The organism is Nocardia sp. NPDC127606, assembly GCF_042671725.1.
In the GTDB taxonomy this organism is placed as follows: domain Bacteria; phylum Actinomycetota; class Actinomycetes; order Mycobacteriales; family Mycobacteriaceae; genus Nocardia.
Genome location: NZ_JBHXWQ010000005.1, coordinates 257,484 through 275,522, shown reverse-complemented (window position 1 = coordinate 275,522; position 18,039 = coordinate 257,484). Strand labels below are relative to the sequence as shown.

The 18,039-nt window shown below is 68.1% G+C and carries 19 protein-coding genes; 7 read left to right on the top strand and 12 right to left on the bottom strand.

Going from position 1 to position 18,039, the window contains the following annotated elements; genetic code table 11:
• Positions 1–4: 4 nt before the first annotated feature.
• The 4 genes from ACFVJ5_RS23605 to ACFVJ5_RS23590 all read right to left on the bottom strand — a co-directional run bounded on the left by ACFVJ5_RS23605 (position 5) and on the right by ACFVJ5_RS23590 (position 2,409).
• Positions 5–352: a DoxX family protein gene (locus ACFVJ5_RS23605; protein ID WP_379223115.1), complete on the bottom strand. Its 348-nt coding sequence runs from the start codon at positions 350–352 to the stop codon at positions 5–7.
• Positions 353–487: 135 nt separating this feature from the next.
• Positions 488–1,225 (bottom strand): phosphoglyceromutase, encoded by a 738-nt coding sequence (locus ACFVJ5_RS23600; RefSeq protein WP_101465517.1) that lies wholly within the window; start codon positions 1,223–1,225, stop codon positions 488–490.
• 27 nt (positions 1,226–1,252) lie between these two features.
• Positions 1,253–1,429, bottom strand: a complete 177-nt coding sequence (locus ACFVJ5_RS23595; RefSeq protein ID WP_170112119.1) for a hypothetical protein — start codon at positions 1,427–1,429, stop codon at positions 1,253–1,255.
• Positions 1,430–1,515: 86 nt separating this feature from the next.
• Positions 1,516–2,409 (bottom strand): ROK family protein, encoded by an 894-nt coding sequence (locus ACFVJ5_RS23590; protein WP_379223113.1) that lies wholly within the window; start codon positions 2,407–2,409, stop codon positions 1,516–1,518.
• Positions 2,410–2,613: 204 nt separating this feature from the next.
• Here ACFVJ5_RS23590 and ACFVJ5_RS23585 point away from each other — a divergent pair, with 204 nt between their 5' ends.
• Positions 2,614–3,771, top strand: coding sequence for a lipase family protein (locus tag ACFVJ5_RS23585; protein WP_379223401.1), 1,158 nt, complete (start codon positions 2,614–2,616; stop codon positions 3,769–3,771).
• Positions 3,772–3,822: 51 nt separating this feature from the next.
• On the opposite strand, the gene ACFVJ5_RS23580 is transcribed toward ACFVJ5_RS23585, so the two are convergent.
• The 5 genes from ACFVJ5_RS23580 to ACFVJ5_RS23560 all read right to left on the bottom strand — a co-directional run bounded on the left by ACFVJ5_RS23580 (position 3,823) and on the right by ACFVJ5_RS23560 (position 9,197).
• Positions 3,823–4,317 carry a YbjN domain-containing protein gene (locus ACFVJ5_RS23580; RefSeq protein ID WP_379223111.1) on the bottom strand — a complete coding sequence of 165 codons (495 nt, stop codon included), beginning with the start codon at positions 4,315–4,317 and terminating at the stop codon, positions 3,823–3,825.
• Complete coding sequence (mshA, locus tag ACFVJ5_RS23575; RefSeq protein ID WP_379223400.1) at positions 4,314–5,672, bottom strand: D-inositol-3-phosphate glycosyltransferase; 1,359 nt, start codon at positions 5,670–5,672, stop codon at positions 4,314–4,316. The genes ACFVJ5_RS23580 and mshA overlap by 4 nt, the downstream gene beginning before the upstream one ends.
• Positions 5,673–5,824: 152 nt before the next feature.
• Entirely contained in the window at positions 5,825–6,814 is a 990-nt protein-coding gene (locus ACFVJ5_RS23570) for an alpha/beta hydrolase (RefSeq protein WP_379223398.1), read from the bottom strand.
• Positions 6,815–7,245: 431 nt separating this feature from the next.
• Positions 7,246–8,259 carry an alpha/beta hydrolase gene (locus tag ACFVJ5_RS23565; RefSeq protein WP_379223109.1) on the bottom strand — a complete coding sequence of 338 codons (1,014 nt, stop codon included), beginning with the start codon at positions 8,257–8,259 and terminating at the stop codon, positions 7,246–7,248.
• A gap of 119 nt (positions 8,260–8,378) precedes the next feature.
• Positions 8,379–9,197 (bottom strand): alpha/beta fold hydrolase, encoded by an 819-nt coding sequence (locus tag ACFVJ5_RS23560; protein WP_379223107.1) that lies wholly within the window; start codon positions 9,195–9,197, stop codon positions 8,379–8,381.
• 104 nt (positions 9,198–9,301) lie between these two features.
• Here ACFVJ5_RS23560 and ACFVJ5_RS23555 point away from each other — a divergent pair, with 104 nt between their 5' ends.
• Together ACFVJ5_RS23555 and mscL are read left to right on the top strand one after the other, a co-directional pair.
• A complete protein-coding gene (locus tag ACFVJ5_RS23555) occupies positions 9,302–10,036 on the top strand; it encodes an SDR family NAD(P)-dependent oxidoreductase (RefSeq protein ID WP_379223105.1) in 735 nt (244 codons plus the stop codon).
• A 294-nt stretch (positions 10,037–10,330) separates the two neighbouring features.
• The gene (gene mscL, locus ACFVJ5_RS23550) at positions 10,331–10,783 is read left to right on the top strand and encodes a large conductance mechanosensitive channel protein MscL (protein ID WP_379223103.1); all 453 of its coding nucleotides are present in this window, start codon (positions 10,331–10,333) and stop codon (positions 10,781–10,783) included.
• A gap of 86 nt (positions 10,784–10,869) precedes the next feature.
• On the opposite strand, the gene ACFVJ5_RS23545 is transcribed toward mscL, so the two are convergent.
• Complete coding sequence (locus ACFVJ5_RS23545) at positions 10,870–12,228, bottom strand: MFS transporter (RefSeq protein ID WP_379223101.1); 1,359 nt, start codon at positions 12,226–12,228, stop codon at positions 10,870–10,872.
• A gap of 171 nt (positions 12,229–12,399) precedes the next feature.
• On the opposite strand from ACFVJ5_RS23545, the gene ACFVJ5_RS23540 reads away from it, so the two are divergent.
• Positions 12,400–13,002, top strand: coding sequence for an NADPH-dependent FMN reductase (locus ACFVJ5_RS23540; protein ID WP_379223100.1), 603 nt, complete (start codon positions 12,400–12,402; stop codon positions 13,000–13,002).
• Positions 12,999–14,441 (top strand): DHA2 family efflux MFS transporter permease subunit, encoded by a 1,443-nt coding sequence (locus ACFVJ5_RS23535; protein ID WP_379223098.1) that lies wholly within the window; start codon positions 12,999–13,001, stop codon positions 14,439–14,441. Before ACFVJ5_RS23540 ends, ACFVJ5_RS23535 begins: the two co-directional genes overlap by 4 nt.
• 63 nt (positions 14,442–14,504) lie before the next feature.
• On the opposite strand, the gene ACFVJ5_RS23530 is transcribed toward ACFVJ5_RS23535, so the two are convergent.
• Both ACFVJ5_RS23530 and ACFVJ5_RS23525 read right to left on the bottom strand, forming a co-directional pair.
• On the bottom strand, positions 14,505–15,647 hold the full coding sequence (locus ACFVJ5_RS23530; protein ID WP_379223096.1) for an Ig-like domain-containing protein: 1,143 nt from the start codon (positions 15,645–15,647) through the stop codon (positions 14,505–14,507).
• A gap of 162 nt (positions 15,648–15,809) precedes the next feature.
• The gene (locus ACFVJ5_RS23525) at positions 15,810–16,298 is read right to left on the bottom strand and encodes a DUF2505 domain-containing protein (RefSeq protein WP_379223094.1); all 489 of its coding nucleotides are present in this window, start codon (positions 16,296–16,298) and stop codon (positions 15,810–15,812) included.
• On the opposite strand from ACFVJ5_RS23525, the gene ACFVJ5_RS23520 reads away from it, so the two are divergent.
• Together ACFVJ5_RS23520 and ACFVJ5_RS23515 are read left to right on the top strand one after the other, a co-directional pair.
• Positions 16,297–17,433, top strand: coding sequence for a UDP-N-acetylmuramate dehydrogenase (locus tag ACFVJ5_RS23520; protein ID WP_379223092.1), 1,137 nt, complete (start codon positions 16,297–16,299; stop codon positions 17,431–17,433). The genes ACFVJ5_RS23525 and ACFVJ5_RS23520 overlap by 2 nt on opposite strands.
• 64 nt (positions 17,434–17,497) lie before the next feature.
• Complete coding sequence (locus ACFVJ5_RS23515) at positions 17,498–18,025, top strand: DUF2505 domain-containing protein (RefSeq protein WP_379223091.1); 528 nt, start codon at positions 17,498–17,500, stop codon at positions 18,023–18,025.
• The last annotated feature ends 14 nt before the right edge of the window (positions 18,026–18,039 follow it).

The following is an 18,039-nucleotide window of genomic DNA, read 5'->3' as shown; positions in this document are numbered from 1 at the left end:
AGGTTCAGGCGGCGATCCCCAGCCCCAGCGCTACGGCGACCGGCGCCAGATACAGCACCGGGAACGCGACCGTCTTGTACGACCGCGCCCGCAGCACCGTCACCACCGCACCCGCGAAGTACAGGATCAGCCCGATCGCGGCGAGAACCCCGATCACCGGCACGAACAGGCCGATCAGCAGTCCGATCGACCCGAGGGCCTTGGCGATACCCAGCGGTGTCCACCAGGTCTGCGGCACGCCGTATTCCACCAGCGGCTCCACCACGAAGGGGGCCAGGCGCAGCAGTGAGAACGCCGAGAACCCCACCCACAGTGCGGCGACGACAGTGACGATGACGTAGGCGGTGAACATGTTCGTAACTCCTTCGGCAGCCGCGTGTTTCGCGGTATCTACCGAGGTGACGACACAGCCCTCGCGAGTGTGACATCGCCCGGACAGCACAGCGGCCCCGCACCGTCGGACGGTGCGGGGCCGCAGCGTGGGAAGTTACTTGCCGCCCTGATTGGCGACAGCGGCGGCACCGGCGGCCGCGGCTGCCGGGTCCAGGTACTCGGCGGCCTTCACCGGACGCATGTTCTCGTCCAGTTCGTAGACCAGCGGAATGCCGGTGGGGATGTTCAGCCCGGAGATGTCCTCGTCGGAGATGCCGTCGAGGTGCTTGACCAGCGCGCGCAGCGAGTTGCCGTGCGCGGCGACCAGCACGGTCTTGCCGGTCAGCAGTTCCTTGGAGATGGTGTCTTCCCAGTACGGGACCATCCGCTTGACGACGTCGAGCAGGCACTCGGTCTTCGGGACCTCGATGCCCGCGTAGCGCGGGTCGCCTTCCTGGCTGTACGGGTTGTCGGGCTGGATCGGCGGCGGCGGGGTGTCGTAGCTGCGACGCCACAGCATGAACTGCTCCTGGCCGTACTGCTCGCGGACCTGTTCCTTGTTCTTGCCCTGCAGGTCGCCGTAGTGGCGCTCGTTGAGGCGCCAGTCGCGCACGACCGGGATCCACAGCCGGTCGGCGGTGCCGAGCGCGTTGTCAGCGGTGCTGATCGCGCGGCGCAGCAGCGAGGTGTAGACGACATCGGGCAGGATGCCTGCTTCTTTGAGCAGCTCTCCGGCCCGCTTTCCCTCGGCGATGCCCTTGTCGGTGAGTTGGACGTCCACCCAACCGGTGAAGAGGTTGAGGGCATTCCATTCGCTCTCGCCGTGGCGCAGCAGCACGAGGGTGTAGGTCATAGGGGTCATTCTGACATTGCGGTGATGTCAGGCCCACTCCACCTCGTCGAAGCCGATGACGATCTCGTACGGCCCGCCCTTGACCAGCGCGTCGACCTGTAATCGTGACGCCACCGAGTCGACTTCGCGCACTACGGCGCACACTCCTTGGAACGGACCCTCCGGAATATGGACGACATCGCCCGGCACGTAGTCGGCAGCCACCTCATGGAGGCTACGCCCGCCGGTGACCAGGCAGAACGAACGCGCCGAGCACACTGTCGGCCGGACCGAAGAGTCCTCACATCGCCTCAGTCCGCGGTGGCCTCGACCGCGAGCACCCCCGCACCGACCAGCGTGGCGCCCTCGCTCAACGTCGACAGTTCCACCGACAGCTCGTCGATGAACTCGAGCCCCGCATGCCGGGCGACGGCAGCGCGCAACGGCCCCCACAGCGGCTCGCCCGAATGCGCGAACCCGCCGCTGATCACCACCCGATCCACATCCAGGAGCGCGGCAGCCGACGAGATTGCCTGACCGAGGGCGGTTCCCGCACGAGCCATGGCGGCGAGCGCGATCCGGTCGCCACGATGCGCGGCCTCGGCGAGCTCCATCCCGCTCTCCCCCGCCCAGCCACGCGCCCGCGCCCAGCGCACCGACGACATCCCGCTCGCCACCGCCTCCACGCACCCGAATCCCCCACAGGGACAGGCGGTGTCGTCCCCGGCCACCACGATGTGCCCGAGATGACCGGCATTTCCCGTGCGCCCCACCACAACTCGACCGTCGGCGATGATCCCCCCACCGACTCCCGAGGACACCGTCATGGCCAGCCCGTCGTCCACCCCGCGCAACCCGCCCACCCGATGCTCGGCCAGCACCAGACAGGCGCCGTCGATGGCCAACCGCACCACCGCGTTCGGGAACAGCGCGCGCACATGGTCGACGATCGCGAACCCGCCGCGCCACGCCGCCAGGTTCAACGGCCTGATCGTTCCCGCGGGCACGTCGACCGGCCCCGCCGCTCCGATCCCGACCGCGCTCACCTCGTTGTCACCTGCCACAGCGACCAGAAGGTCTCGACACGCCGCCCACGGGTCGTCCGAGGCAGCGGCCGCCCGGCGCACCCCGTGCAGCCGGTAGTGCGGGTCCACAAGTCCCGCAGCGAATTTCGTCGCCCCGATATCGAGCGCAAGCACCGCCATCACCACTCCTACCTACCGTGCCGGACCACACCGCCGCACACCCCACCACGCCCGGTGTGAACCATCACAACATGTGGCACGGGACACTTTGACTACTGGTCGGTACAAATCTCAGGTTTTCGTTAGATACTTCGACACGGGTCGGGTCATTTCGTTGGGCAGCACTACTGTTGATGAAGGAAAGCTGTGTCGAGAATCGCTGTATTGGTGTTGAGTCTGCTATCTGTGGGGCTCTTCGCCGCGCCTGCGGGCGCGAACCCGCTATATCCGACGCCTGATCCGGATCCGTTCTTCACCGCACCCGCCGACATCGCCGCGCTGGCGCCCGGCGACGTCGTGCGGACCCGCCACATCGACACCTGGATGTACCCGGGCACCGAAGGCCACCAGGTCGCGTTCCGCTCCACCAATTCGGCGGGCAACGCGATCATGGGCATCACCACCGTGCTCATGCCGATCGGCGTGAAGAACCCGCCACTGGTGTCGTACCAGGCGCTGATCAACTCCATCGGCACCCGCTGCAACCCGTCGCAGTCGCTGTTCAACGGCGAGCTGCAGGACGCGCCGGGCGCCATGCTGCCGCTGGCGCGCGGCTGGGCGATCTCGGTGCCCGACTACCTCGGCCCGACGGTGGCCTACGGTGCCGCCAAGCTCAGCGGCATGGTCACCCTCGACAGTGTGCGCGCGGTGCAGAAGGTCGCCGAGCTGGGCGTCGGTAACTCGCCGGTCGCGATCGCCGGCTACTCCGGCGGCGGCATGGCCACCGCGTGGGCGGGCGCGCTGCAGCCCACCTACGCGCCCGAGCTGAAGCTCGCGGCCGTGGTCTCCGGCGGTATCCCCGCCGACCTCGAGTTGATGGCCGACGCACTGGGTTTCGCGCCGCACCCCGGCTTCGGTCTCGCCTTCGCCGCCGCGATGGGCATCGAGCGCGAGTACCCCGACCAGGTGCCGGTGTCGGACCAGCTCAACGAGAACGGCCTGTGGTTCCGCGAATTCACCAAGGACGCGTGCCGTCGCTTCCTGCTGTTCCACGGCGCCCTGCGCAACGCCGACCAGATGGCGGCGTCCAAGGAACTGATGGGCAGCCAGGTGGCCCGTGGCGTGCTGCGCGAGAACAGCCTCGTGCACTTCCAGGGCGCGCCGACCGCACCCACCTACATCTGGCAGGGCAAGTACGACATCCTCACCCCGTACGCTCCGGTCGCCGAGACCATCGCCCGCTGGTGTGGTCAGGGCGCACCGGTTCAGCTGAACACGGTCGAGATCTCCGAGCACATGACCGCCGCCGTGGCGGGCTTCCCCGACGCTTGGAACTACGTCGAGGCCCGCTTCCGCAACGAACCGGTCCCGACCAACTGCTGAGCTGAAAAACGATGCCGGACAGGAACTTTCCTGTCCGGCATCGTTTGGTTTTCAGACCTTGTCGACGTCGTCGATGATGTGCTCGAAGGCGCGCAGGTTCTTCAGTGACTCACCGCGCGAGACCCGCCACTTCCATTCCTTGCGAATGGATTCGGCGAACCCGAGCTCCAGCAGGATGTTGAAGTCGTTGTCGACGGCTTCGAGGATCTGGCCGAAGACACGGTCGAGTTCGTCGGCGGTGACCGACTCGGCGGACATCCGACCGACCAGGTAGATGTCGCCGACATTGTCGAGGGTGTAGGCCACGCCGTAGAGGCGGCGGTTGCGGCGCAGCAGGTATTTGTAGACGCCTTCGAAGTTCTCGTCGGGCTTGCGGCACACGAACGATTCGATGCGAACACCGTGCTTGCCGACGGTCAGCATCACCGTGGTCTTCAGCTTGCGCTCACCGGGCAGCACCACGATGAAAGTGTCGTCACCGTGGCGGGTGTATTCGATCTCGCGATCGCGCAGCGTGTCGTCGATAACCTGTGAAACGGCGCTCACCTGCGCACTCCCGTCCGGCGCCGCAACAGCGCCCGCGATCTGGCCTGCCTGTTCTCGCCCGCGTGCAGGGCGATGGGTCCACGTTCGGTGCGGAACCCGGCCATCGCGGCAGCGTAGCTGTCGAGCAGGCCGTCGGCGGTGTGCGCCCAGGAGAACCTGCCGGCGTGCTCGACGGCGGTGGCGGCCATGCGGGTGAGCCGGTCGGGATCGTCGAGCAGGGCGGCCAGCGCGTCGGCCCAGTCGGGCGTGCGATGCCCCGGCACGAGCAGGCCGGACTCGTGATTGCGGACCGCGGTGCCGAGGCCGCCGACATCGGCGGCGAGGACGGGGGTACCGCTGGCCTGTGCCTCGATGGCGACCAGGCCGAAGGATTCGTTGTAGCTGGGCACGGCCACCACATCGGCCGCGCGATACACCTGCACGAGCTTGTCGGCGGGCTGCGGCGGCAGGAACGTGACCCGTTCGGCGATGCCGAGGTCGGCGGCCAGTTCGATCAGCGCGTCGGGCCTGGCCAGTCCGGTGCCGGACGGCCCGCCCACGATCAGCACGCGCAGCTTGCGGCTCGGATCACGGCCGAGGAGCTCGGCGGCCGCGCGCACGAGCACATCGGGAGCCTTGAGCGGCTGGATCCGGCCGATGAACGCGACGATCTGCTCGTCGGCGCGCAACCCGAGCTCGGTGCGCGCGGCGAGCTTGTCACCGGGCCGGTAGCGGGTCAGGTCGGCGCCGGGCGGCACCACGTCGATGCGGTCGGGCGAGGCACCGTAGAGCTCGACGAGCTGACGGGCTTCGTCACCGGTGTTGGCCACCAACCGGTCGGACTCCGCGATCACCTGCTTCTCGCCGATCACCCTGGTCTCGGGTTCAGGGGTATCGCCCTCGGCCAGCGCGGCGTTCTTCACCGCGGCGAGGGTGTGCGCGGTGTGTACCAGCGGCACCCGCCACCGGTCGCGCGCCAGCCACCCGACCTGGCCGGACAGCCAGTAGTGCGAGTGCACGAGGTCGTAGTGGCCGGGCAGATGCCGCGCCTCCTGGCGCAGTACCTCGGCGGTGAACGGGCACAGCTGGGTGGGCAGCTCGTGCTTGTCGAGTCCTTCGAACGGGCCCGCGACCACGTGGCGAACGATCACGCCGGGTGCGGCTTCGGCCACCGGCGGCAGCTCCGAGGAGGTCGCCCGGGTGAAGATCTCCACCTCGGTGCCCCGTTTGGCCAGCTCGAGCGCGGTTTGCAGCACGTAGACGTTCATCCCGCCCGCGTCCCCCGTACCGGGCTGCGCCAGCGGCGAGGTATGCACCGACAGCACCGCGATGCGATGGGGCAAAAGATCGGTACGACGCTGGCTCACACCCTCCAGTGTGCACGCCGCGACGCCGCCACCGTTGCCCCTACCGGGTTCGGTGACGGCTGTCACAGCGTGTTCGTGAGTGAGTTCACGTCCTCGTCGTGGTCGAGCCTGCCCGATCCGCGGTCCGCGCGCGAGCGGATTTCGGCCCTCGTGTTCGGCCGTCACGCGCGGTGCAGCGCCGCCTCGAACACGGGCCACGATTTGTGCATGTCCTGCTCCCAGTAGCCCCACGAGTGGGTGCCGTTGGGGCGCATGTCCACTGTCGCGGGAATGCCGAGCGATTGCAGTCGATCGCGCAGCTGCTGGGTGCACAGATTCGTGACGGCTTCGAGCCCGGCGCCGAACAGCAACTGCATGGTCAGCTGCGCCGGGTCGCCCTGGGCGGCGGTGATGGTGTCGTACGGCCCGGGAATGCCGGTGCCGGAGGAGATGTAGACGTCGGTGCCGCGCAACGCTTCCGCGTGCAGGTAGGGGTCGTTGGCCGACCACGCGGGATCGGTGGGTGGGCCCCACATATTGGCCGCGTTGCCGAGCCTGCTGCCCACCACGGTCCGCACGATCGCCTGTCCGCGTGGATCACTCGTGCGCACGCACCCGCTGTAGGACCCGATCGCCCGGTACAGGCCCGGCTCGGCGAGCGCGAGCTGGAACACCGAGGTGCCCGCCATCGACAGTCCCGCAATGGCATTGGCGCCGGTGCCGCCGAACTCCGCGTCGATCACGGGCGGTAGTTCCTTGGTGAGGAAGGTGGTCCAGCGCTGCTTGCCGAGCACCGGATCGTCGGTGCGCCAGTCGGCGAAATAGCTTCCGGCCCCGCCGAAGGGGATCACCACGTTGACCTGTTTGTCCTTGAAGAACTCGACGACATCGGTGCGATCGAGCCAGTTGCCGTCGGCACCCCCGCCGACCCCGTTGAGCAGATACAGCGTCGGCGCAGGCGCTTTCGGATCCGCGGCCCGCAACACCCGCACCCGGGTGACGATGTCCATCGCCGGTGAGTACACGCCCACATCGATGGTGTGATCCGGCTCGACCCGCTGATCCTCGATCCGCGCTCTCGGCTCGGCACCGGCGGGCGCCCCGAGCACCAACCCGGCCAACACGACCGACACGGCTACGACAACCCGCACGCCCACTGCCCGACCAAACATCATCGAACTCCGTTCTCGACGCCGAATCCTCTTCTCCACATACGATCCAACGACATTCCAGAACGCTACACACGAATTCAACGGAAGTCTGTGACGATTCCCAGAAGATTTTCCTGAACTCTGGAGGTTCGATCCCATTGGTTAGCGAGAACAATCACAGGCCGATCACATCAGCGCGGCAGACCAATCACACCGATGACCCTACCTGCGTAGACGCCTGTCCCGCTCGGTACGACCCGCGCACCCGTCGGCAGATATCGTCCACATGAATAGACCGACCGGACCTTTTCATACGATGCCGTGAATTGTGAAATATGACGCAACAAGCGTGCAAACATATTCGCATCACCGGAATCGGCGGTGAAGTCCGCACCGAAACCGCAGGCAGGTCGCGTCGGCACAGGCCGCCGACGCGACCGCGCGCGCGGCGTTCAGCCGACGCGCAGGGCCGCGGCGAACAGCGGCCAGGAGTGACGAAGATCCTCGCGCCAGTAGCCCCAGGAGTGAGTTCCGTTGGGGCGCAGCTCGACCGTGGCGGGGATGGCCAGGTCGCCGAAGCGGGTGGCGAGCTGCTGAGTGCACAGCGCCGTGACCGCGTCGAGTGCGCCGCCGATGATCAGCTGGTCGACGAGCTTCATCGAATCACCGTGTAGCCCCGGCCCGTCGACGGTGTCGAGCACACCGGGAAGGCCGGTGCCGGAGGAGACGTAGATCGCCAGGCCGCGCAGGCGCTCGGCGTGCAGGAAGGGGTCGTTGGCGGCCCAGAGCGGGTCGCCGGGTTGTCCCCACATGTTCACAGGGTCACCGTTCTGGCCGGAGACGACGGTGTTGACGATGGCGTGACCCTGTGGACCGCTGGTGGAGACGCAGCCGCTGTAGGAGCCGACGGCTTTGTAGAGCTGGGGCGCGGCGAGCGCCAGCTGGAAGGCCGCGGTGCCCGCCATCGACACGCCCGCAACGGCATTGGCCCCGGTTCCGTGGAACTCGCGGTCGATGACCCGGGGCAGTTCGCGGGTGAGGAACGTGGTCCAGCGCTGACGGCCGAGAACGGGGTCGTCGGCCCGCCAGTCGGCGTAGTAGCTGCCCGCGCCGCCGATCGGCATCACGATGGTGACCTGCTTGTCGGCGAAGAAGGTGTCGGCGTCGGTGCGGGTGAGCCAGTTGCCGCCGTCGCGCCAGTCACCGGCCGGGCCGAGGCCGCCGTCGACGCCGTTGAGCAGATACAGCACCGGCGCCGTCGCCGAACGGTCGGCCGCGGGCAGCACCGCGACCGTCACCGGTTTCGCCATGGCGGCGGAGTGCACCACAAGCTCGACGACGCGGCCGGGACCGGGCTCGACGGAGATCAGCCGCACGGCGTCGGTGGCCGGACTCGCTCCGGCGACCGGGGCGGCACACACCACGCCTGCCACGAGAGCCAGCACACATCGCGTCAAGACGCTCATGCGCCACCTCCATGCCCGGCCGCAGGACATGGCCGTCGAGCTCAGAGTAGGTCGCCCTCACCTGGCCCGGACATGTTTCTGAAACATTGTCGATTCAGAGCAGGTGCGGTCCACCGAGCTCACTCCAGCGCATCGATGAACGCGCTGACCTCGGCGAGGAAGCGTGGCCGGTCCTCGATGAACAGCCCGTGCAGCGCGCCTTCCCAGAAGGAACCGCGAGCGTCAGGGGCATTGTCGAGGATGTACTGACCATTGACCGCCGGGACCACCGGGTCCTCGGTGCCGTGCAGCACCAGAACCGGAACATCCAGAGCGCGCAGGGTTTCGGTGTTGTCGATCGTGCGGTAGAACAGCGCCTTGCGCACCGAGGGCGGAGTCGCGAGACTGCCGCCGAACAACCGCTGCGCGTCGACGCCCTTGTCCGCGCCGGGGCCGGTATTTGCATTGCCGAACACCGAGAACGCCCGCACGGCCCGCCCGGCGGCCTCGTCGAACACACCCGGAATCGCCTTCTCCATCGACGGCCCGGGTGCCGCACCGGGCACATCGCGTCCGATATGGGCGGGCGCGCCGCAGTAGACGACACCGGCGACAGCCGAGGTGCCGTAGGTGGCGAGGTAGTCGGTGGCGACGATCCCGCCGTAGGACCAGCCCAGCAGCACCGCACCGGCGTCGACACCCTCGGCGGCCAGCACCGCGGCCACATCGCCCGCCCATGCCTTGGGGTCGTCGTAACCGGCGCCGGGATCGTCGGAGTACCCGTGTCCACGCAGGTCGACCGCGATCACCCGATAGCGCTCGGCCAGCTCGTCCGCGGCCGCACCCCAGCACCGCAGATTCCCGGCCCACCCGTGCAACAGCACCAGCGGCCTACCGGTACCGGTCACCCGGTACACGATCCTCGTTCCATCGGCACTGACAGCATCGCGAATAGCCATACCGACAGGCTAATCGGGCCCCCAGCGAAGGCACAGCTACGCCTGGCGTCACCGTGATCGTAGCCATGGCGGCCGGGAATCCCGGGCGAATAAGATCGGCAAACATGAGCATTCGCACCGCTGTCGTCACCGGGGCCAGCTCGGGAATCGGTGAAGCCACCGCCCGGGAACTGGCGAAGCAGGGTTATCACGTCTATGTCGGTGCCCGCCGGTTCGACCGTGTCCGGCGCCTCGCCGAGGAGATCGGCGGCACCGCCGTCGAACTCGACGTCACCTCCGAGGAATCGGTGCGCGCGTTCACCGACGCCATCGACCACGTCGACGTGCTGGTCAACAACGCGGGCGGCGCGAAAGGCATGGCCGCGGTCATCGACGCCGACCTCGACGACTGGCGCTGGATGTGGGAGACCAACGTCGTGGGCACCCTGCGCGTTACCAAGGCGCTGCTCCCCAAGCTGATCGCGTCCGGCGATGGCCTGATCGTCACCATCACCTCCATCGCCGCCCTGCACACCTACGACAACGGGTCCGGCTACACCTCCGCCAAGCACGCCCAGGCCGTCGCCCACCGCACCCTGCGCGGCGAGCTGCTCGGCAAGCCGGTCCGCCTCACCGAGATCGCCCCCGGCGCCGTGGAAACCGAGTTCTCCCTGGTCCGCTTCGACGGCGACGCCGACCGCGCCGCCAAGGTCTACGAGGGCATCGATCCCCTGCACGCCCAGGACATCGCCGAAATCGTCGGCTTCGTGGCCACCCGGCCGCCGCACGTCAACCTCGACACCATCGTCGTCAAGCCCCGAGACCAGGCGGGCCCCGGCTCCTTCGCCCGCCGCTCCTGAGTACGTTTTCCCAGTTCCGCACCATTCACTCCCCTCAAACGTGAGACTCGACACCCCGACCGGTCGGGTTCGCCGCCCGGCCCATCGCACGCCGCGATGAGCCGGGCGGTCAATCTGCGCGCGGGACAGGCGAATCCGGGGCTACAGCGGTTCGAGTGGCGGGGGCGGCGGTGGGAATTGATACTGGGAGCGGGCGGTTCGAGTGTTGCTGCTAATTCGCCGCAACAACCGAACTGGCATTAACATCGCCATTTGCCGTTAGCCAGTCTTAGGAGTAGAAGTTCGATGCTCGGTATGAAGTCTGTTTTCAGTGGGTTCAAAGATTTCCTGATGCGCGGGAACGTCATCGACCTCGCGGTCGCGGTCGTGATGGGTACCGCGTTCACCGCGGTGGTCACCTCGTTCAGCAAGGGACTCATCAATCCGCTGCTCGCAGTGTTCGGCTCGACCAACGAACTGGGCCTCGGTGTCCAGCTGATCGCCGACAAGCCTGCGACGTTCATCGCGCTCGGCCCGATCATCACCGCGTTCATCGACTTCTTCATGGTCGCCGCGGTGCTGTACTTCGTACTGATGCTCCCGATGAAGTCGCTGAAGAACAAGTTCGGCACCACCAAGGACGCGGAGCCCACCGAGACCGAACTGCTCATCGAGATCCGCGACCTGCTGGCCAAGCAGCAGGGCCTGAGCACCGACGAGGCCGTCGCGCTGAGCAAGGAACGCGCCAGCGAGTCCGTCGAGGCGTAGTCGCCCCCGATTCCCCCGTCCGGCCGACCGGACGCGAACGACCCCCTGACCATCGAGTCAGGGGGTCGTTCGTTTTCCGGCGGGGTTCAGGCGTAAGCCAGGGTCTTGGCAGGCCAGCGCGGGTGGTTGGGGTCGATCACGTAGGAGTGGGTGTGCTGGAAGTGCCGGGGGCCGACCTGGATCGCGTCGGCCAGGATCGCCGGGTCGACCGAGCCGAGTTCGTGGATGTGGGTGATCTCGGCCGGGTCGTGACGGGGCCACAGCCGGATCGCCGCGGCGGTGCCGATACCGGCGATGACGGCCAGGGTCGCCCAGGTGGTCGTGAAGCCGGCGGTGGTGGCCAGCCAGCCGGTGATCGGGTAGGTGATCAGCCAGGCGAGGTGGGACAGGGAGAACTGGCCGGCGAAGAGGGCGGGACGATCCTGCGGGCGGGCGGAGCGGCGGAGGACGCGGCCCGTGGGGGTGAGGATCAGGGCGGTGCCCGCACCGATGGTGGCCCAGGTGGTGAGGGCCGCGGGCCAGTGCCAGTCGCCCGTGGGCAGGGTCGAGAGAACGAGTGCGGCGGTCAGGCCGGTGAGCAGCACCGCCGCCCCGGTGAGCATGACCGGCCGCTCACCGCGGCGGTCCAGAATCCTGGGCAGGGTGAGCGCGATGAACATCGTGCCGAGACCGTTCGCCGCGAGCAGCAGCGCGACGCCGGACTGGTTGCCGCCCAGCACATCCCGCGCGTAGTTCACGGTGTTGACCATCACCACCGAGCCCGCCGCGGCGACCACCAGATTCAACCCGAGCAGTCCACGCAGTCGCGGCGTCGCCGCGAACAGCCGCAGCCCGGCGGCGAGCCGTTCGGTGATCGCGCCGTCACCGACCGCCGCGTTCGGGATGCGCGCGGCCATCACCAGGGCGACCGACACCGCGAAACCGAGGCCGGTGCCGACGAACAGCCAGTGGAAGCTGATCAGGCTCAGGGCCAGCGCCGCCAGCATCGGGCTCAGCAGCGTTTCCATGGTCGCCGCGAGCTGGGCGGCCGACAGCGCCTTCGTGTAGTCGCGTTCGTCGGGCAGGATGTCGGGCAGAACCGCCTGGTAGGTGGGGGTATAAGCGGCCGAGGCGATCTGCAGCAGCGTGATGAGCACGTAGATCTGCCAGATCTGGTCCACGAAGGGCAGCGCGAGCACGATCGCGCCGCGAACGCCGTTGAGCGCCATCAGGAACTGCCTGCGCGGGAGCCGACCGGCGTAGGCGCCCGCGATCGGCGCGACAGTGACGTAGGCGACCATCTTCAGCGTCAGCGCGGTGCTGAGCACGATGGCCGCGTTGCCGCCTGCCAGTTCGTAGGCGAGCAGACCGAGGGCGACGGTGGTGAGTCCGGTGCCGAACAGGGCCGCGACCTGGGCGGTGAACAGCAGTCGGTAGTCGCGGTGCGCGAACAGTGAGGTGCTCATGATGCCTGCCCTTTCAAGGCTGCTTATCTGCGTATGAACGCAATAAGCAGCATAAGCCGAAAAGTATTCCCGAACCACCGAAATCTTTTTCGGCTTGACCTCAACGACCGTTGAGGTAGGACGGTAGAGCGCAGCGGCGGCCGAGGGCCGTCACCGACGAAGAGGAACGGCATGAGCGCCACGGTTGACCACGTCCGAACCGCAATCAGCCCACTGCGGCTCGCGGTCGTCATCGGCAGTACCAGGCAGGGACGGTTCGGCCCGACGATCGCGAGCTGGTTCGTCCGGCAGGCGGCCCTGCGCGACACCGTCACCGTCGACATCGTCGACACCGCGAGCATCGAGCTGCCGCACGCGTTCGGCACCGCCACCGACCACCCTTCCGTCGCCGAAGCCACCGAAAAGCTCGCGCGCGCTGACGCGTTCGTCGTGGTGACACCCGAGTACAACCACAGCTACCCGGGCACACTGAAGAACCTGATCGACACCCACCACGCCGAATGGCAGGCCAAGCCGGTCGGCTTCGTCTCCTACGGCGGCATCTCCGGCGGACTGCGCGCCGTGGAACACCTACGCCCGGTCTTCGCCGAACTCCACGCGGTCACCGTGCGCGACTCGGTCTGCTTCCCGAATCCGTGGGGCCGATTCGACGACGCGGGCGAGCTGTCCGCGCCCAACGATGCCGACGCCGCCGCGGCGACCATGCTCGATCAGCTCACCTGGTGGGGCGAAGCCCTGCGCGCCGCCCGCCTCGCCCAGCCGTACGGGAAGTGACCGCCGTGATCACCACCGTCGAACCGGCCACCAGTCGCAATCCGATGCGGATCGCCCTGGTCCTGGTGGTCGGCATGATCATGGCGACGCTCGATCAGACCATCGTCAACGTCGCCATCAACAAGTTGTCGATGGAGTTCCACGCGGGCCTGAGCACGATCCAATGGGTCGCCACCGGCTACTCGCTGGCCCTCGGCGCCGTGGTGCCGACCTCGGCGTGGCTGGTCGGCCGATTCGGCGCCAAGCGGCTGTATCTGACGGCGATCACGGCTTTCGCGGTCGGCTCGGTGCTGGCCGGGCTGTCGTGGAACATCGAGTCACTCATCGCTTTTCGATTGGCCCAGGGTGCCAGCGGCGGACTGCTGATGCCGGTCGGCATGACGATCCTGCTGCGCGCGGCCGGGCCGGAGCGCCTGGGACAGTTGATGAGCACGCTCGGGTTGGCCATTCTGGTCGGCCCGCTGCTCGGCCCGGTGATCGGCGGATACCTGATCGACGAGGTGTCGTGGCGGTGGATGTTCTTCATCAATCTGCCGCTGGGCGCGCTGGTGCTGCTGCTGGCGGTGCGGGTGGTGCCCGACGACGCCCCGGAACCGCCGCGTGCGCTCGATATCCGCGGACTGCTGCTGATGTCGCCCGGGTTGGCGCTGGTCATCTACGGAGTCACCGCCGCGGGCGAGAGTGCCGGATTCGCCACGCCGGCGGTACTGGTGCCGCTGCTGGTGGGGGTCGGCCTGATCGCCGCGTTCGTGCGCCGTTCGCTGACCACCTCGGTGCCACTGCTGGATCTGCGCGTGCTCGGCAACCGGATCACCGGCACGTCCGCGGTGCTGCTGGCGGTGTTCGCGGGCGGCTACTTCGGTTCGATGTTGCTGCTGCCGTTGTACTTCCAGGTGGTGCGCGGTGAGTCGGCGCTGGTGGCAGGCGCTTTGGGGATTCCGTTCGCGCTGGCATCGGGTGCGACCATGCAGGTGGCGGGCAGGCTGATCGATCGGATTCCGCCCGGCCGGTACCTGCCCGCGTCGATCACGGTGGCGCTCACCGGGTTCGTGCTGTTCGTGATCCAGCTCGACGCGGACGCGCCGTACTGGGCGCTCTGCCTCACGATGGTGCTGATGGGCGCGGGTGGCGGCGGGACCTTGATGCCGGTGATGACCACGGCGACCCGGCCGCTGAGCCGCGAGCAGCAGCCCGCCGGTTCGACGGTGCTGAACATGATCAGCACCACGTCGATGGCGATCGGCACCGCGGTGGCCTCGGTGACGTTGGGCGCACTGCTCCCGGTGGCGGGTGGCCTCCAGGCGCTCCATGCCATGACGGCGGATCAGCGGGCCGAACTCGCTCCCGCCCTGGCCGACGCGTTCCAGCACACCTATCTGATCGCGCCCGTCATGATCGCGCTGGCGCTCGTCCCGGCGCTGCTCCTGCCCCGACGCTAGGAACGGCCGAGCCGTCGTGCCGTGGCTGTCGAACCACCGCGGCACGACGGCACCGGTGCGGGTCTATTCGGCGGGCAAGGCGGACATGGACTTCCACGTCGGCCAATCGAGGGCCCAGTCGTAGACGTCGCCGTCGGCCTGGGACAACTCGATCGAGGTGCCGGTCACCTCCACCGGATCGCCGTAGAGGGCGGTCGGGAAGTAGGCCTGAGCGTCGCCGGGTGAGAGGTTGATGCAGCCGTTGGTGACGTTCGAGGAACCCTGCGCCGAGAGGGATTCGGGGTTGGCGTGGATGAATTCGCCGTTGTTGGAGATACGGACGGCCCACCGTTCGCGAACGTTGGTGTAGTACGGCGGATTCGACATCATGAAGTCCTCGTACTTCTCGGTGACGATGTGCACGCCAGAGCGGGTCACGTTGCGCGGCTCGTTGCCCTCGCCGTAGGACACCGCGAAGTCGAAGATCGTGGCGCCGTCGCGCACGACCTGCATACGGTGACTGGGAGCGTTCGCGATGACGATCTGGCTGCGGCCGATGGTGAAGTCGGAGGTGACATCGGAATCGCCGTAGGCGCCGCCGCCGAGGTCGACGCCGTAGAGCTTCGCGGCGACGTGCACGGTGGTGCCGGGGGTCCAGTAGTCCTTCGGACGCCAGTGCACCCGCGAGCCGCCGTCGTCGGGCAGCCAGGCCCACGATCCTTCGGTGCCCTGGTCGGTGGTGACGGTGAGAGCCTTCTCCACGGCGGCCTTGTTCGTGACCGGCCCCGCGAACTTCAGGATGATCGGCGCCGCGATCCCGACCTCCTGGCCGTCGCCGATGTTGATCGTGGCCGGGATGGTCGACTGGGGGCTGATCGTGGTGAAGGTGGCCTCGATCGGGATCGGTTTCGCGTCGGCGCCGATGGCCGTACCGGCCCAGGTGTAGGTGGCGCCGTAGCCGAGCGGTTCGGAGACCTTGTAGGTGGTGCGGTCGGGACTGAGCTGACCGGTGATCTGCTTGCCGCCGGCATTGGTGAGGGCGATCTGGTCGATCGTGCCGTGCGCGACCGTCACCGACACGGGCGCGACCGGATCGACATCGGTGGCACCGGGGGTGGGCGCGATGGTGACCTGCGCCACCGGCGCCGCCTCGGCATCCTCGCCCGGCCGGTCGATCGTGCACCCGGTGAGCACGACGAGCACCGCCAGCAAGATCACCGCAACCACGGATCTTCCGCCCCGAACGCCCACTTCACGCCTTTGCGCCGACGAATTGCGCCGCGCGGTCGCCCGCGCGCGCAACAGATCGGTTACCGAATGTTTGCTCACGCATCGAATGTACGCCGAGCTACCGACCTACACCCCGTGAGCGCGGTCTCACCGAGACCACTACTGCCGGTTGAGCCATTCCTCGGTGAAGGTGGCCTCGTTGCCGAGAAGTTCGATCAGGCGCTCGGAGATGGCCGCCTCGATCTTGCCGCCGAACAGCGGGATCTTCACCTCGATGGTGCCGTTGATCGCGGTGGTGGAGCCGGTGCCGCCGTCGGGAGCCATGGTCACCGTGCCGCGGACCACCGCGGGGGCGCCGTCGACGTGGGCTTCGAAGATGCCGCCGGTGCCGGTGTAGGTCTCGGTGCGCGGAATGACCAGGTCACCGGGGCGCACAGCGGTGATGGCGGGCGGGAGCTGGTCGGCGGGGATGGACTGCACCATCTGGACGCGGACCTGGTCGCCGTCGACGGCGAAGGCGTCGAGCCGGGCCCCGGGACCGCCGACCTCGGCGATCCGGGCCTTCCAGTACTGCTCGTCGGAGTACGCGGCGCGCACCGCATCGACGGAATGCGTGTAGCCGGCAGTGAACGCCAGAGGTGTAGCCATGCTCGACACGGTACCGTCTGCGGACGTGCGTACAACACGGGTGGTGTCCTCCGATCAGCTGCGTGACCTGCTTGCCGATACCGGCGCGACGGTCCGCGATTCGGTGCGTTTGTCCGAATTGACGACCTTGCGGGTCGGCGGGCCCTCGGTGCTCGCCGAATGCGCGACCAGCGAGGCCCTGGTGGCCACGGTGCAGGCCCTGGACGCGGCCGGTATCGCGGTGCTGCTGGTGGCGGGCGGGTCGAACCTGCTCATCGACGACGCGGGCTTCGACGGCGTGGTTGTGCTGGTCGGCACGACCGGCGTCGAGCTGGGAACCGACGGCGTGGTGGCCGAGGCAGGCGCGAACTGGGACGAGGTCGTCGCGGCGACCGTCGCGGCCGGGCTGGGCGGACTGGAGTGCCTGTCCGGGATTCCGGGTTCGGCCGGTGCGACACCGGTGCAGAACGTCGGCGCGTACGGCGTGGAGGTCGCGTCGCTGTTGCGCCGGGTGCGCCTGCTCGATCGCAAGACCGGCGACGTGCGCTGGGCCGAACCCGCCGAACTGGGCTTCGGCTACCGGACCAGCGTGCTCAAGCACAGCGACGACGCGGTGGTCCTCGCGGTGGAATTCGCCCTGGATCCGAGCGGGATGAGCGCGCCGCTGCGCTACGGCGAACTGGCGAAGGCGCTCGGCGCGGGCGACGGTGAGACCCGCCCGGTCGCGCAGGTGCGCACCGAAGTGCTCCGCCTGCGGGCGGGTAAGGGCATGGTCCTCGACCCGGCCGATCACGACACCTGGAGCGCCGGGTCGTTCTTCACCAACCCGGTCGTCACCGAGGAGCAGCTGCCGCGGGTACTGGCCTCGATCGCCGCGCACGTCGGCGACGACGTCAAGGTGCCCACCTATCCCGCACCCGACGGCACCAAACTCTCGGCGGGCTGGCTCATCGAACGCGCCGGTTTCGCGAAGGGCTTCCCCGGCGACACCGCCGCGGCGCGCCTGTCGACCAAGCACACCCTGGCGCTGACCAACCGTGGCACCGCGACCGCGTCCGACATCGTCGCCCTGGCCCGCACCGTCCGCGCGGGCGTCCAGGAAAGGTTCGGCGTGACCCTGGAACCGGAACCGGTAACCGTCGGCATCGATTTATAGGACCGAGCACAGACAACCCACCTCTTCCCTCCGCCCGCACCCCAACCACGTAACGTGTCCTGCCATGGCACGCAGACTGGACTACTCGGCTCGCTACCCCCTGCACACCACCGAAGAGCTGTACGCAGCCCTCCAGAGCAGGGACTACTGGGAAGCCCGCGTCGCCGAAATGCGCAAGTACGCGCCCAACAACGAAGTGGTGAGCCTCGACGTCACCGATGACGGCATCGACGTGGTCCTGCACCACACCCTGCCCCGCGAGATGCTCCCCGAGATCGCCCAGACCGTGATGCGCAAAGACATGGTGATCACCCGCAAGGAGAGCTGGGGCCCGTTCGACCACGACGAGACCGAGGGCAAGTTCTCCGCCTCGATTCCGGCCGGCCCCGGCAGCCTGACCGGCTCCATCCGCCTGTTTCCCACCGAAACCGGCGCCACCATGCGTTTCTCCCCCACCGCCAAGGTCTTCATCCCCATGGTCGGCCCGCGCCTGGAACAGTTGATGCTGGTGAACCTCGTCGACCTGTTCCGCGCCGAGCAGGAAGAGACCCTGCGCTACCTGGACAATCAGACCGCCGACAAGTCGGTCTGACGCACCGAGGAGCC